Genomic DNA, 14,170 nt, shown 5'->3' on the forward strand with positions numbered 1-14,170 from the left:
CGAGGGTGGGCCAGGGATCAGACCGGGGGATCCCTCATGGCGGAACCCGCCCCTCGGCGGAAGGCTGGGGGATCATGAACATCAAGCAGTTCGTCACCGCAGCGGCCCTTACCGGCATCGCCATCGCGACCCCGGCCTGGGCCGCCGACCAGCCCAAGCAGCTTCAGCGCGACGCCGACGCGCTCAAGGCCACCGGGGCCACCGGCGTCCTGGCCGCGGCCACGACCCCGAGAGGCACCTCGGCCGCCCGCAGCGGCGTGGCCGACCTGAAGACCGGCGAGCCCGTCCCGTGGAATGCGTACTATCGGATCGGCAGCACCACCAAGACGTTCGTGGCGGCGATCGCGCTGCAGCTCGTGGGTGAGGGCAAGCTGCGGCTGGACGACACCGTCGAGCGATGGCTGCCCGGACTGGTGGAGGGCAACGGCAACGACGGGGCGAAGATCACGGTGCGGCAGTTGCTCGGGCAGACCAGCGGCCTGCCGGAGTATGCCGATGACGTCCCGCTGGAGCGAGTGACCAGCGAGTCAGCATTCCGGCGCGAGCGGTTCCGCGTCTACCGGCCCGAAGAGTTCGTGGCGATGGCCATGCGGCACAAACCGGCGTTCGAGCCGGGCAAGGGCTGGGCGTACTCCAACACCAACTACGTGCTGGCGGGTATGATCATTGAGAAGGTGACTGGCACCCCCTGGCAGCAGCAGTTCCTGGAGCGCGTGATCGAGCCGCTGGGATTGCGGCACACCTACGCGCCGGGTACGTCGCCGTTCCTGCCGCAGCCGCGTATGACGACGTACAAGCGGTTCACGGCGGATGGGCCGATGGTGGACGTGACCACGTATTTCCCGGGCGGATCCGATCATTCGCTGGTCAGCACGCCGGACGACGTCAACCGGTTCTTCAGCGCGCTGCTCGGGGGCAGGATACTGCGCCCGACCGAGCTGGCGGAGATGACGAAGACCGTGCCGGCCACTCCGTTCCGGGCCTTCTGGCGCGATGCCGGGTACGGCCTGGGGATCATGAAGCGGCGGCTGCCGTGCGGCGGGTGGGTCTGGTTCCACGGCGGGGGCGGGTGGAACGCCATCAGCGACAACGCCGTCACCGCCGACGGCCGCCGCGTCGCCTCCGTGGCGTACTCCAGCGCACTCCGCCCTGATCAGGACCCGCTTCCCCAGATCAAGGCCTCGACCTCCCTGATCGACCACGCTCTCTGCTAGGCGTGCCGATCATGGGTACGACGCCGCGCACGCGCTCGCGGCCATTCCGGTGAACAACGGCGAACGCGTCCGCAAAGCCTTTCGCCCCTAGCGATCTTGGGTCTCGCGTTTCTGGAGGGTGATCCGGTCTGGGTCAGGCAGCCGATGAGCAGACAAGGCCGGAGAACGCCGACTACCGGACTTCGGGGAAGCTCCCAAGAACTCAACTCAGGAGCTGTTGCTCAGTCACCTGTCCAGGGACTGCCAGAAGCGGCACTGATGCTCCCGGCACAGGTTCACCGGACGGATCCCGGACGCGCCGGGGGCGAGTCGCTGGACGTCGTCCTGCCCGGCGCGTACGGCGGGCCAGGGCGGTGTCGCGGTTCCGTTGGGATCGCCGTGGTGGGCGAAACGGCTCCAGTAGTCGATCATCGTGCCGGACAACCGTGACTGAGCCGGTGACAACGTCCGGCCGGCGAAGTAATCGGCCTCGAAAAGGTACTGCAGCTCGGAGGCGTGGAAGGCGCCGGTGGGGAAGCTCGGCACGACCGGAGTGCTGCTCACCCAGGGGGCCCATCGGTCCGCGAACTCGTAGGCGTATGTCGGCACGCGGGCGGCGAGCAGCCGGTTGGTCTCGGTTGCCGGACTCGCCCAGAGGTGATCGGTCATGACGGACTGCATGGCGAGGCCCGCACGGCTCGTACCAGGTTCGCCGTACTTGTCCAGCGGATAGCGGGCCAGCACCTTGGCGGCCCGTTCGCCGAAGAAGGCGTTGATCTGCTGGACGTACCCCGCGTCAGTGAGCGGTGGCGCGCCCGCCATCTCCTGGTTGAAGGTGACATGCTCGTCGCGGGTGACGCCGTGCATCACCGGCACCCGGTTGAACCGTCCTTCGGCGAGGGCCTCGGCCGGTCCCAGCGGTAGCAGCGGCCCGCCGATCACTGGTGCGAACTCGTTCTGGCTTTGAGCCAGCAACTCCGCCGAGGTCCTGGCCCGCAGGCACGCTGCCACGGCGCCGGCGCGGGCGTCGGTGCAGCCGAGCCGCTCGGCCGTGGCCTCACCATGCTGGTACGCCTGCGCGAGCGGCCGTGGCAACCAGCTCCACCCGGCCGGCCAGCGCGCCATCAGGCACGGCGCGCTCTGGATGATCGCCCGGTGGAACAGCCCGGCCGACTTCGGCGAGATCAGGTGTGCGCAGGCGCTCGCACCTCCGGCCGACTCGCCGGCCACGGTCACGTTGCGGGGGTCGCCGCCGAACGCGGCGGCGTTCCGCTTGACCCACCGGAGCGCCGCCTGCTGGTCCTCGATGCCGAAGTTGCCCGACAGGTTCTCGGCGTTCGCTCCCTCCAGGGCAGGATGGGCCAGGTAGCCGAAGATGCCGAGCCGGTAGTTCACGGTGACGACCATGAGGTCACCCCTGGTGGCCAGCCGGCTCGCGCCGTACATGGCGCCAGAGCCGTTCCGGAAGCCGCCACCGTGCAGCCAAACGAGCACGGGAAGCGGCTTGCCGCGCTTCACCCCGCGCGGTGTGGTCACGTTCAAATACAGGCAGTCCTCACTCGTGCTCTGCTTCTCGCCCAGCACACCGGCGGTCTGCGCGCACGCGGGGCCCGGCTTCGTGGCCGCGCGCTCCCCCGCCCACGGTACGACCGGCTGCGGCGAGACCCACCGCAGGTCGCCGACCGGAGGCGCGGCGAACGGGATGCCCTGGAACGATCGCTGATCCCCGGCGACGACACCACGCACCTGGCCACTGTCGATCGTGACCACGGCGCCCTGCCCCGCTTCATCCGTGTTCTCCGCCCACGCGGCAGCGGGGCCGCATAACAGACCGAGCCCGGCCACAACCGCCAGAGTGCCCCGGCCGGCTCGCGCGAGCGTCCCGCGCCCTCGACTCCTGAATGTCCACGGCCTTGCGCGTAGATGATCCACCGCTCCCCCTGCCACATGCAAAAGAAAGAAAGCCCGTGGTTCACTTTTGCGCCGACCACCTGGTGACACACTCCCGGCAGCACCCCAGGCCGGGTTCCGGTCAGCCCTACTACGGAGGTTCGCGCTGCCGGCCGGCCATGGAAAGCCTCTGCTTTGCCAGCGACAGTCACGCCCCTCGCACGCGACACGTAGGAAGCCGGCCGCCGACGGCGCCTCACCGGCGGACGCGGCAAGGGTTATCCGCCTGCCCGCTGGAAGGTCGTGATCGGGATGCCTTCGCCGACCGTCTTGGACTTGGTCAGCCTCCACGTCGTCTTGCGCGTGGTCTTCCCGAACAGTCGCCTGCCGGTGCCGAGAATGACCGGGAAGGTCATCAGGCGGATCTCGTCGGCGAGGTCACCGGCGATCAGCGCCTGCACGAGCCGGATGCTGCCGGGCACCTGGATCTCGCCGTCCACCTCCTCCTTCAGCTTGGTCACCTCCTCGACCACGTCACCCTTGATCACGCGGGTGTTGTTCCACTCGGGGTCGGTGAACGTGCTGGAGAGCACGTACTTCGGCATGCTGTTGTACTTGTCGGCCAAGGGACCTTGGTAGTGGGGCCAGGCGCCGGCGAAGGACTCGTAGGGCGTCTGCGTACCTTCGGGTGTGTCTAGTGGCCGTAGGCGAACTCCCGCAGCGCGGCGGCGAGCACGTCAGCCGTGGTGCCGTGGTTCTCGCCGGGTATCGCCCGCAGGGTCGCGGTGGGCAGGAGATCGGACAGCGCCCGGGCCCCGGTGATCAGCCACGGCATGGTGCCGGTGCCGTGCATGACCAGGACGGGTACGGTGACCGCGGCCCAGCGATCGCGGGGCAGCGGGGCGCCCGACATGGTGGTGCCCATGATCCGTCCGTCGTAGGCGATCGTGTGCGCGACGGCCTCCGTGGGAGGCCAGACCGGGCTTTGCCGCATCCCGGTGACCATCTCGGCCGGGAGGCCGACCGCCGCGGTCATGAACACCTCCACCGCGTCGCCCGGGCGGCCGTCAGCGACGCAGGCGTCGAGCCGCTCGACATAGTCGGCCGGCAGCGGCGGGCGGCTGTCGTCGACGACGAACGGCGGCTCGAACAGCGCCAGCCGGGTGATCGGCAGGCCGGCGGCCACGGCGTGCAGGGCCAGCACGGCCCCGGAGGACCAGCCGAACACGATGGCCGACCCGCCGGCGTGGTCGATCAGAGCGGCAAGATCCTCGAACTCGCGCTCCACCGCGTAGGGTGCGGTGTCGGTGCTCTCGCCGCGGCCGCGGCGGTCGTAGGCGTAGACCCGGAACTCATCGCGTAGCAGCTGCCCTACCTCGGCGTTGATCGGGTTGACCGCGCGATGGGCGGTGGCCCCGTCAATCATGATCAGTGGTTGGCCGTCGCCCCATACGTCGAAGGCGATCTCGGTGCCGTCCTTGGACTGAACAGTGCCCATCTTGGTTCCCTTCACCTCGTACCGTACGGTACTGTACCGATAGAGCGAACAGTACCGTACGGTACACTTCGAGAGGATGTCAACGGTCGCCCGGCGCGAACTCAGGAGGGCCGAAATGCCACACGCCGCACCCCCACATGCGCAGACTCGACGCCGGATCATGGATGCGGCGCTGGAGGTGTTCCTCCGTGACGGCTACGTCGGCGCCAAGACCGACGAGATCGCCACCGCGGCGGGGGCGTCGAAGCAGACGATCTACAAGCACTTCGGGCCCAAGGAGAGCCTGTTCGAGCAGATCGTGCTCGATCGCCTCGTCGGCATCGACCAGATCTTCCGGAACGCCATGGGCGAGCTGGCCACCACGGACGACGTCGAGACCACCCTGCGGGCGGTCGCGCGCCGGTTCATCCACACCCTCACACAACCGTCCCACCTGCGCATGCGCCGCCTCGTCATCGCCGAGGCGGGCCGCTTCCCGAAACTCGGCCACGCCTACTTCGAGGCGGGCCCCGAGCGCGTGCACGCCGCCCTGGCCTCGTGCTTCGAGCAACTGACAGGCCGCGGACTGCTGAAGATCGACGAACCCGTGCTCGCCGCCAATCACTTCACCTGGCTCGTCTCGTCGATCCCGGTCAACAAGGTCATGTTCTGCGGCGACGACATCCGCTTCCCACCGTCCGAGCTCGATCACTACGCCGACGCCGCCGCCCACGTTTTCCTCGCCGCCTACCGCACACCCGGGTAGAACCTCCACGAGTGGGCGCGGGTGTGGTCGTGGATCACGCCGCTTCCCGATGCGAGGACGAGCGTGCCAGTGTGGCGCTGGCACCAGTTGGCGCGCCGCCACATCTGGGCGGCAAACCTGGTTCGCGTCGAAGATCATCGCGCCCGTCGGATCGTCGTGCCGGACAAGCATGGGCGTCGAGCCGCCCCATCCCGCTGCCGCCGAATCTGCTGGGCACTTTGATCGCAGGCCACGATTTGCCACCGTATCCGGACCGGTCCAGTTCTTTTATGGCACCGCAGAATTGGGCCGGCAATTGCCATTGCTCAGGAGTCAACCCAGTACCTGAGAACCGACGCCACATGTCGATCACTGCAACGGAGCAGATCTCCCAGCAGGGCCTCGCCCCGTCACCCTCCATTGAGGCAGATCAGCGTGGCTCCCGTCGGGCACCTACGCAGATCTGCCGATTCGGGTGCGTCCTGTCGCGAGTGTGGCGAGACACCGGGCGCGCCAGGGGATCACTACGGGCGGGCCATAAAATGTGTTTCCGGCGCGGCGAACCTCCTCTAGATTGACGGCGTGGATATTGGGATCACCACTTTCGCCGGCGCGTATGGCATGGAGCCGCCCGCGATCGGTCGCGCGATTGAAGAACGCGGTTTCGAGTCACTGTTCTTTCCGGAACACACCCACATCCCCGTGCACAGTCGGCGGCCCGACGGGAGCTCCCCCCGGGCCTATGCCGAAACCTACGACCCGTTCGTGGCGCTGTCCGCGGTCGCCGCAGTCACCCGCACTCTCAAGCTCGGCACCGGGGTGTGCCTGGTGACCCAACGGGACCCGATCGTGACGGCCAAGGAGGTCGCCTGCCTTGACCGGCTGTCCGGCGGCCGGCTTCTCTTCGGCGTCGGCGCCGGCTGGAACCGCATGGAGCTGGCCAACCACGGCACCGACCCCCGCACCCGGATGGCGCTGCTCGCCGAACGAGTGCAGGCGATGCGCCGGATCTGGACCGATGAAGAGGCCGAGTTCCATGGAAAGTACGTCAACTTCGACTCGATCTGGTCCTGGCCCAAGCCGCTCCAGCGGCCGCATCCACCGGTCTTGGTCGGCGGTAACGGGCCGGGCGCCGAGGATCGGGTTCTGGCGTTCGGCGACGGCTGGTTCCCGCAATGCGAAGGGCTCGCGGACGCTGTCGAACTGAGTGAGCGTGCCGTGACACTACGCCGGCGTGCCGCCGACACCGGCCGGGGACGGATCCCGATCACGGTGTTCAACACCCCGCCGGACCGGCGACTACTCGACACGCTCGCCGACGCCGGCCTGGACCGGTGCCTGCTCTTACTGCCGGCCGGGACAGAGTCACAGATGCTCGCCCAACTCGATGCGTGGGCACCGCTCGCGTCCATGTGGCGACAGGTCACGTGAGCGCGACGGAGTGGAGCCGCACCACAACCTGCGTACGCAGCCGAAGGCCGTCCGGATGCACCGCAGGCGACGCGCAGTCCTCCTGTGACCCATCACCGTGCATGATCGGTTGGCCTCCCGGTTCCAGGCGAAGGCTGGAATCTGAGCAGTGCCGAAGTCGTCGTGGCCGAGCACGCGGAGCAACCTCAGGTGGTCGATCGCGGAGGTTCCCAGTGCGGGAGTGAAGATGATGAGCCGCTGGTCCTCGGCGGGGCTGAGCAGAGTCTCACAGTGCCGGTCGATGGGACCGACTGCGGAATGGGCGAGCCGCATCCGGCAGGAGCGCCGGACCGCCACCTCGTGCAGGTCGGCAGGCCGGCCGCGGACGGTGGCGGGACAGCAGATAGAGGTGATCGCGCTCGTCATCGGTCAGCCGGCGCGGCGAGGATCTGTAATGAAGATTGCGGGCTGCGAGTGCACAACTACGGCGGCCTGCCGACCATGGTCAACGTGCCCGCCATGGTGGACACTGGAGGCGGGCGTGCGATGGCTGTGGCCGCGGACGCAACCGCGTGGTGGTCGAGTGGGACGGCCTGCCGGCGGGGAGAATCCCAGCCGCAGCGATACAAACAACGCTGAGCGGCACTTAAGAGCCGACTCATGATCCGCGGGCCTCGATCGGCACTGGGCTTGCCGGAAAGTTCGCCCCTGTGTGCCGCTCCAGGGACACGTCCGCGTGGAGAGATCGTTCCGAGAGTGGCGTGGGTTACTGTTTCCGCATGGTTCTGGGGCGGATCGCCGAGCGGGCCCGGATCGACGACCTGCTCGCGAGCGCCCGTGCGGGCCGCCGCGGAGCACTGTTGATCACGGGTGAGGCCGGGATCGGCAAGACCGTGCTGCTCGGCTATGCCGCCGCCGCGGCGGCCGATCTGCGGGTGCTGCGTGGCGTCGGCATCGAGTCGGAGGCCGAACTGCCCTTTGCGGGGTTGCGCCTGCTGCTGTGTCCGTACCTCGACCGGCTCGGGACGCTGCCCGGCCCGCAGGCGGCGGCGCTGCGGACGGCGTTCGGGCTGGACGAGGCGACGGTCGGCGACCGGTTCCTGATCGGCGCGGCGACCCTGTCGCTGCTGTCGGAGCTGAGCGGCGATCGCCCCCTGGTGTGCCTGATCGATGACACCCAGTGGTTCGACCGGGCGTCCTTGGACGCGCTGCTGTTCGCCGCCCGGCGGCTGCACACCGACCCCATCGCGATGATCTTCGCGGGCAGGAGCGGGGACGGGGACGCTCCGCCACGCCAGGCGGGGCCCTGCGTCCGCCCCGTCCCTCTCGCCGGTGACTCGGCGTCGGTGTCGTTCGCCACACCCGTGCCGGGCCTGGAGGTGCTCCGGCTCTCCGCCCTGGACCAGGAGAGCGCCACGTCGCTGCTCGACGCGCACGCGCGCGGCCTGGCCGGGCCGTTGCGCGAGCGCGTGCTCGCCGAGTCGCGCGGCAACCCGCTCGCCGTGATCGAGCTGGCCACCATGCTCAACGCCCTGCAGGACAATGACCGTTCCGCGCCGCTGCTGCCCGCCGCGGGCCACGTCCAGGATGCCTTCCAGGCGCAGATCGCCGGCCTGCCTGCGGCGACGAGGCTGCTGTTGCTGATCGCCGCGGCCGACGGCACGGGCAGCCTGCAGACGATCCTGCGGATCGGCACGCTGCTCAGCGTCTCCGCGGCCGACCTGGAGCCTGCCGAACGGGCCCGGCTGGTTGTGCTGTCCGACGGGCTGTCGCCGGGCGGCAGCGTGACCTTCCGGCATCCGCTGATCAGGGCCGCCGCCTACCAGGTCGCCCCGCACGCCGGGCGGGTTCAGGTCCACGAGGCGTTCGCACGGGCGCTTGACGGCCAGTACGATGCCGACCGCCGCGTCTGGCACCTGGCCGCCGCCACCCCGGGCCCGGATGAGGAGGTCGCCGCCGAGTTGGAGCGGTCCGCCCGCCGGGCCGGCCGACGGGGCGGGGTGACCGCGATGATGAGCGCGTTCGAACGCGCCGCCCAGCTCAGCACCGACGAGACGCGCCGGGCGTGGCGGCTGATCGCCGCCGCCCGCGCCGCCTACGAAGCGGGCCTCCCCGATCGCGCCGTCGAACTGGCTGACCAGGCTGCGGGGATGCCCGACCGGCCCACTGGCTCGGTCGATCGGGCCCTGGGGCTGACCAACCGCAATGCTGGGCCGGCCGGCGGGGCTCCGCAACCCGCCGACCAGCCCGCGCGCCCGTTTCGTGACCCGTCGCTGACGGCCGAGGCGGCGTGGATCCGTGCTCAGGTCGAGTACGAGCGCGGCTCGCCCGCCGTCGCCGCCGCCCTGGCGCTGGACGGTGCCAGCTCCATCGCCGCCACCGACCCCGAGCGGGCCGTGTCGATCCTCACCGAAGCCGTCTGGTACGCCCGCGACGCCGGCGACCACGACCTGGTACGCCAGTGCGCCGCCCTCCTGGAGACCGTCGAAACCGGGGCGCCGGTCGTGGCGGGACTCATCGGGTTCCGGCACCTGTACGACGGCCGGCCCGACGCGGGCGTGCCACCCATGCGCGAGCTGGCCGGGGCCGCCAGGCAGGGCAAGGCCGACGGGTTCGTGGAGCGGCTCATCGCCGGGTTCGCCGGGATGCTGGTGGCCGAGGACGAGATCGCCACGGAGGTGCTGGAGTCGCTGGTCGCCGACGTACGGGAGCAGGGCGCGGTGGGCCGCCTGACGTACGCGCTCGAATCCCTGGCGATCGTCCAGCTGCTGCGCGGCCGGTTCATGGACGCCGACGCCGGCGTGACCGAGGCCGTCTCCCTGGCCACCGACCTCGGCCAGGACCTGCAGGTCGTCGTGCTGAACGCGATCGCCGCATGGCTGGCCGCGGTCGGCGGCGACGAGATCTCGTGCCGCTCGCTGGCCGCCGGCGTACTGGAGCACCGCACCAGGCACCCCACCGACGCCGCGCTGGCCTCGTGGGCGCTCGGCCTGCTCCACCTGGCCGGCGGCCGGTTCGACGAGGCCGCGGCCCGGCTGGACGAGGTGTGCGGCGGCCCGGCCCGGCACGACTTCCTCATCAGGGCCGTACCCGATCATGTCGAGGCGGCCGTACGTGCCGGGCTCCCCGAGCAGGCCGCCCGCCATCTGCCCGCCCTGTCCGACTGGGCCGAGCAGACCGGCCGGCCGCACGCGATCGCGCTGGCCCGCCGCTGCGCGGCGCTGCTGGCCGACGAGGACGCCGCCGCCGGGCACTTCACGACCGCGCTGGAACTGCACGAGCGCGACCCCCGCCGGTACGACGAAGCCAGGACCCGGCTGGCGTACGGGGAATGGCTGCACCGGCATCGCCGCCACACCGAGGCGAAGGACCAGCTGGCCGACGCGCTCGGCGCCTTCGAGCGGCTCGGCGCCCGGACGTGGGCGAGCCGGGCCCGCGCGGAGTTGTCCGCCCTGGGCGAGCGGCCTTCGGCCCACCCCCGGGCCCTCGATCCGCTCGCCCGGCTCACGCCCCAGGAGCTTCAAGTGGTACGGCTGGCGGCGGCGGGCATGAGCAATCGAGAGATCGCGGCCCGGCTGTTCCTCAGCCCCCACACAGTCGGTCACCATCTGTACAAGGCGTACCCGAAGCTGGGGGTGACCCGCCGCGTGGACCTGGCCCAGCTCGTGATGCCGCATGGGTAGGTAAGCCGGCCTGCCGATGATGCGGCGCCGAGGAGACCGCGACAGACTCCCTGGAGCCGGACGACCTACGAAGGCTTTGCGGCGGCGTGGCCCGGGCGCTGGGCGGGCGTGTCGGCGCCGGCTGAGCCGGTTACCGCCCGGGGCGTCGGCCGTGGCGGTGGGCTCTGGTGTCCACGTTGCCGGTCAAGGTGTTGAGGATGCCGGGTAGTGCCGCCACCGTCTCGGCGGGCAGGCCGGTCACGGTCTCCTCCGCCAGGGCGCACCAGAGCTGCTTGACCTGGTCGGCCAGAGCTTGGCCGCTGTCGGTGAGTTCGACGATGCTGGCGCGCCTGTCGGAGGGGGCGGGCTTGCGGCGGATGTGGCCGGAGGCTTCGAGCTTGCGGGTCATGAGGGTGACGCTGGGCGGTTCGCAGCCGAGCGCCTCGCTGAGCTCGGCCTGGATCCTCGGGCCGGTCCGGTCGAGCTCGAGCAGGAGCGCCTCCTGACCCGGGTGCAGGCCGAGCGGGGCGAGCAGCGCCGCGGCCCTGGCCCGGTGGCGCAGGCTCAGCAGGCGGATGGCCTGGTTGAGGGCGTCGGCTTGCTCGAAGTCCATGGGCGCTCCTTGACAGATTAGTTATGCAGATAATAGTTATCTGCATAACTAATCTTAACACGACAGCGAGGAGCCGGGCATGACCGTGAAGGTCGCCGTCATCTACTACAGCGCGACAGGCAGTGTGTACGCGCTCGCGCAGGCCGTCGCCGAGGGTGCCGCCTCGGCCGGGGCCGAGGTACGGCTGCGGCGGGTGGCCGAGTTGGCGCCCGACAGCGCGATCGACCAGGACCCGCGGTGGCGACGGCACGCCGACGCCGCAACGTCGATCGCCCAGGCCTCGGTGGAGGATCTGGCGTGGGCGGATGCGTTCGCGTTCGGGACGCCGACGCGGTTCGGGGCGCCGGCCGCGCAGCTCAAGCAGTTCATCGACCAGGCCGGCGGGCTGTGGCGCGAAGGCGTGCTGGCGGACAAGCCGGTGACGGCCTTCACCTCGGCGTTCAACCGGCACGGCGGCAGCGAGGCCACGATCTTGTCGCTGAGCAACGTCTTCTACCACTGGGGAGCGCTGATCGTGCCGCCCGGGTTCACCGATCCGGTCGTGTACGGCGCCGGCGGCAACCCGTACGGCACGTCATTGGTGACCGGCCCGAACGGAGCCGGGCCGGACGCCGCGGTGCTGGAAGCGGCCAGGTACCAGGGGCGGCGGTTGGCCCGGATCACGATCCGGCTGCTGGGGGACGGCCACGCCGCCGTACGCGAGAGCGTGGCCGCGACGAGTGTGAGCAGCGAGTCATGACAAATACCAGTAACGCGTCCCAGCGGGCCAGGCCGTACGCCGGCCTCCCCTGGCTGGTCCTGGCGCTGGCCTGTGCCAGCCAGTTCATGGTCATCCTGGACGCGTCCATCGTGAACGTCGCCCTGCCCTCGGTCCGCGAGGAACTCGGTTTCACTGCGACCGGACTGGCCTGGGTGGTGAACGGATATCTGCTCAGCTTCGCCGGTTTCATGCTGCTGGGGGGCCGTGCCGCCGACCTGTTCGGGCCGCGCCGGATGCTGGTCGCCGGGCTGTTGTCGTTCTCCGTCGCGAGCCTGGCCGGCGGCCTGGCGACCGCGCCGGAGGTCCTGGTGGCGGCCCGGGTCGCGCAGGGCGTCGGGGCCGCCATGATGGCCCCGGCGACGCTGGCCGTGATCAACACCTCCTTCACCGAGCCGAACGCGCGTGCCAGGGCGTTCGGCGCGTGGTCCGCCTCGGGCGGCGTGGGCGGCATGGTCGGCGCGCTCGCGGGCGGTGCCATCACGACCGGCCTGTCGTGGCGGTGGGTCTTCCTCATCAACCTGCCGATCGGCGCGGTGCTGATCGTCGTGGCGATGATGTCGCTGGCCGGAACGAGCACCGGCCGGCGGGGATCGCTCGACCTCCTCGGCGCGGTCACCGGGACGGCGGGGCTGGCGGCGCTGATCTACGGGGTCATGCAGAGCGCCGATCATGGCTGGATGTCCGCGCCGGTCGCCGGGCCGGTGGTGGCGGGTCTGCTCCTGCTCGGCGTCTTCGTCGTGGTGGAGGCGCGTTTCGCCGGCCAGCCGATGGTGCCGCTGCGGCTGTTCAGGATCCGGGGGGTGGCCGTCGGGAACGGCATGCTGCTGCTGTTCGGTGGGATCGCCATCGCGATGTGGTACTTCTCGTCGCTGTTCCTGCAGAACGTCCTCGGCTTCAGCGCGCTTCAGGCCGGGCTCGGGCAGACTCCCGCGGCGGTGACGTTCATGGTGATCGCGCGATGGGCCGCGGCCCTGCTGCCGCGAACGGGTGTGCGCCCCCTCGTGACGGCGGGCAGCGCCTGCTTCCTGGCCGGTTTCGGCTGGCTCTCCCTGGGCCACGCCGACAGCGCGTACGTCACCGGCGTGCTCGGCCCCACCCTGCTCATCGCGGTCGGCATCGGGCTGACCTTCCCCACCCTCATGGCGGTGGCGACCGCCGACGTTCCCGAGGGCGACGCGGGGATCGTCGGCGGCCTGGCCAACACCGCCAGTCAGGCGGGGGGATCGATCGGGCTGGCGGTGCTCGCGACGGCCGCCGGCACCAGGGCCGCCGCGTCGGAGGCCGCCGGGAGTTCCCCGGTCGACGCCCTCGCCACCGGCTACGACCTGGTCTTCCTCACGGCGGCCGGGCTCGGCCTGGCCATCGCGGTGGTCAGCCTGCTGCTGCCGCGGCACCGCCGCGGCCGATAGAGCTCCGCATGCTTGAGCGCCTGGAATGCGCGCGGGCGAATGTGGAGTTAACGTGTAATCCTGTAAGCAAAGGAGTGCACGATGGCGGATCCACTCGACGCTTACTCGCGCGTCGTCTCGTCCGTGGCGGCCGAGTTGCTGCCGAAGGTGGCCAGCGTGCGGGCCGGCCAGGGTAGCGGGTCCGCGGTGGTGTTCACCGCCGACGGGTTCCTGCTGACCAACGCGCACGTGATCGGCAACTCCCGGGACGGCACCGTGGCCTTCGCCGACGGGAGCTCCGGGGACTTCATCGTGGTGGGCCGGGATCCGCTGTCGGATCTGGCGGTGCTCAGGGCGCAGACGGCCACGCCCCCGCCGGCCACGCTCGGCGACAGCGACGAGCTGGTCGTGGGACAGCTCGTCGTGGCCGTGGGCAATCCGCTCGGCCTGGCCGGATCGGTGACGGCCGGGGTGGTGTCGGGGCTCGGACGGTCGTTGCCCGCGCGCAGCGGGTCGGCCGTCCGGCTCATCGAGGACGTCATCCAGACCGACGCCGCGCTCAATCCGGGGAACTCCGGCGGCGCGCTGGCCGACTCGCAGGCGCGGGTCGTCGGGATCAACACGGCGGTGGCTGGCGTGGGAGTGGGGCTCGCCGTGCCCATGAACGCCACGACCCGATCCATCATCGCCGCCCTGATCAGGGACGGGCGGGTACGACGGGCGTTCCTGGGGCTGGTGACCTCGCCCGCGCCGCTGCCCGACGCGCTGCGGCGGCGGACCGGGCAGACGGGGGCGCTGCGCGTGGTGGAGGTGGTGCCGGGCTCGCCCGCCCACCGGGCCGGGTTGCGCTCCGGCGACCTGGTGCTGAGCGCGGGGCGCAACCCGGTGGGGGACGCGCAGAGCCTGCAAAGGCTGATGTTCGCCGACGCCATCGGGCAGCCGTTACCGATCACCGTCCATCGGAACGGCGCGCTGGTCGATGTCATCGCGGAGCCGGTGGAACTCACCGGCTCCGGCGTCTGAGCCCGCGCC

11 protein-coding genes and 1 pseudogene are annotated in these 14,170 nt (G+C 70.7%); 7 read left to right on the top strand and 5 right to left on the bottom strand.

Annotated features, from left to right (window positions below):
• Nucleotides 1-74 precede the first annotated feature (74 nt).
• Complete coding sequence (locus AB0J87_RS27425; protein WP_363969594.1) at nt 75-1,214, top strand: serine hydrolase domain-containing protein; 1,140 nt, start codon at nt 75-77, stop codon at nt 1,212-1,214.
• Nucleotides 1,215-1,439: 225 nt separating this feature from the next.
• Here AB0J87_RS27425 and AB0J87_RS27430 read toward each other — a convergent pair whose 3' ends face one another.
• The 3 genes and pseudogenes from AB0J87_RS27430 to AB0J87_RS27440 form a co-directional block, all read right to left on the bottom strand.
• On the bottom strand, nt 1,440-3,434 hold the full coding sequence (locus AB0J87_RS27430; RefSeq protein WP_363969596.1) for a carboxylesterase/lipase family protein: 1,995 nt from the start codon (nt 3,432-3,434) through the stop codon (nt 1,440-1,442).
• Nucleotides 3,362-3,730 (bottom strand): annotated as a pseudogene (locus AB0J87_RS27435) (dihydrofolate reductase family protein); the annotation flags it as partial. The pseudogene AB0J87_RS27435 and the gene AB0J87_RS27430, both read right to left, overlap by 73 nt.
• Before the next feature lie 47 nt (nt 3,731-3,777).
• Nucleotides 3,778-4,581, bottom strand: a complete 804-nt coding sequence (locus AB0J87_RS27440) for an alpha/beta hydrolase (protein WP_363969598.1) — start codon at nt 4,579-4,581, stop codon at nt 3,778-3,780.
• Nucleotides 4,582-4,741: 160 nt separating this feature from the next.
• On the opposite strand from AB0J87_RS27440, the gene AB0J87_RS27445 reads away from it, so the two are divergent.
• Together AB0J87_RS27445 and AB0J87_RS27450 are read left to right on the top strand one after the other, a co-directional pair.
• The gene (locus tag AB0J87_RS27445) at nt 4,742-5,326 is read left to right on the top strand and encodes a TetR/AcrR family transcriptional regulator (RefSeq protein ID WP_363969600.1); all 585 of its coding nucleotides are present in this window, start codon (nt 4,742-4,744) and stop codon (nt 5,324-5,326) included.
• Between the two features lie 561 nt (nt 5,327-5,887).
• Complete coding sequence (locus AB0J87_RS27450; RefSeq protein ID WP_363969602.1) at nt 5,888-6,736, top strand: LLM class F420-dependent oxidoreductase; 849 nt, start codon at nt 5,888-5,890, stop codon at nt 6,734-6,736.
• Here the strand turns inward: AB0J87_RS27450 and AB0J87_RS27455 are convergent.
• A complete protein-coding gene (locus AB0J87_RS27455) occupies nt 6,671-7,141 on the bottom strand; it encodes a hypothetical protein (RefSeq protein WP_363969604.1) in 471 nt (156 codons plus the stop codon). The two genes, AB0J87_RS27450 and AB0J87_RS27455, sit on opposite strands and share 66 nt — an antisense overlap.
• Nucleotides 7,142-7,494: 353 nt before the next feature.
• Here AB0J87_RS27455 and AB0J87_RS27460 point away from each other — a divergent pair, with 353 nt between their 5' ends.
• Nucleotides 7,495-10,398 carry an AAA family ATPase gene (locus tag AB0J87_RS27460; RefSeq protein ID WP_363969606.1) on the top strand — a complete coding sequence of 968 codons (2,904 nt, stop codon included), beginning with the start codon at nt 7,495-7,497 and terminating at the stop codon, nt 10,396-10,398.
• Between the two features lie 130 nt (nt 10,399-10,528).
• Here AB0J87_RS27460 and AB0J87_RS27465 read toward each other — a convergent pair whose 3' ends face one another.
• A complete protein-coding gene (locus tag AB0J87_RS27465) occupies nt 10,529-10,990 on the bottom strand; it encodes a MarR family winged helix-turn-helix transcriptional regulator (RefSeq protein ID WP_363969608.1) in 462 nt (153 codons plus the stop codon).
• 79 nt (nt 10,991-11,069) lie between these two features.
• Between AB0J87_RS27465 and wrbA the strand changes: the two genes are divergently transcribed.
• From wrbA to AB0J87_RS27480, 3 genes are all read left to right on the top strand, one after another.
• Nucleotides 11,070-11,729, top strand: coding sequence for an NAD(P)H:quinone oxidoreductase (gene wrbA, locus AB0J87_RS27470; RefSeq protein ID WP_363969610.1), 660 nt, complete (start codon nt 11,070-11,072; stop codon nt 11,727-11,729).
• On the top strand, nt 11,726-13,159 hold the full coding sequence (locus AB0J87_RS27475; RefSeq protein WP_363969612.1) for an MFS transporter: 1,434 nt from the start codon (nt 11,726-11,728) through the stop codon (nt 13,157-13,159). The genes wrbA and AB0J87_RS27475 overlap by 4 nt, the downstream gene beginning before the upstream one ends.
• A gap of 81 nt (nt 13,160-13,240) precedes the next feature.
• Nucleotides 13,241-14,161 carry a trypsin-like peptidase domain-containing protein gene (locus tag AB0J87_RS27480; protein ID WP_363969614.1) on the top strand — a complete coding sequence of 307 codons (921 nt, stop codon included), beginning with the start codon at nt 13,241-13,243 and terminating at the stop codon, nt 14,159-14,161.
• Nucleotides 14,162-14,170: the final 9 nt, after the last annotated feature.

The sequence above is a fragment of the Nonomuraea sp. NPDC049625 genome (genome assembly GCF_040675285.1).
Lineage (GTDB): Bacteria > Actinomycetota > Actinomycetes > Streptosporangiales > Streptosporangiaceae > Nonomuraea > Nonomuraea angiospora_A.

Coding starts and splice junctions, on each gene's coding strand:
- AB0J87_RS27425 (WP_363969594.1), top strand. CDS start 75: ATGAACATCAAGCAGTTCGTCACCGCAGCGGCCCTTACCGGCATCGCC.
- AB0J87_RS27440 (WP_363969598.1), bottom strand. CDS start 4,581: ATGGGCACTGTTCAGTCCAAGGACGGCACCGAGATCGCCTTCGACGTA.
- AB0J87_RS27445 (WP_363969600.1), top strand. CDS start 4,742: ATGGATGCGGCGCTGGAGGTGTTCCTCCGTGACGGCTACGTCGGCGCC.
- AB0J87_RS27455 (WP_363969604.1), bottom strand. CDS start 7,141: ATGACGAGCGCGATCACCTCTATCTGCTGTCCCGCCACCGTCCGCGGC.
- AB0J87_RS27460 (WP_363969606.1), top strand. CDS start 7,495: ATGGTTCTGGGGCGGATCGCCGAGCGGGCCCGGATCGACGACCTGCTC.
- AB0J87_RS27465 (WP_363969608.1), bottom strand. CDS start 10,990: ATGGACTTCGAGCAAGCCGACGCCCTCAACCAGGCCATCCGCCTGCTG.
- wrbA (WP_363969610.1), top strand. CDS start 11,070: ATGACCGTGAAGGTCGCCGTCATCTACTACAGCGCGACAGGCAGTGTG.
- AB0J87_RS27475 (WP_363969612.1), top strand. CDS start 11,726: ATGACAAATACCAGTAACGCGTCCCAGCGGGCCAGGCCGTACGCCGGC.
- AB0J87_RS27480 (WP_363969614.1), top strand. CDS start 13,241: ATGGCGGATCCACTCGACGCTTACTCGCGCGTCGTCTCGTCCGTGGCG.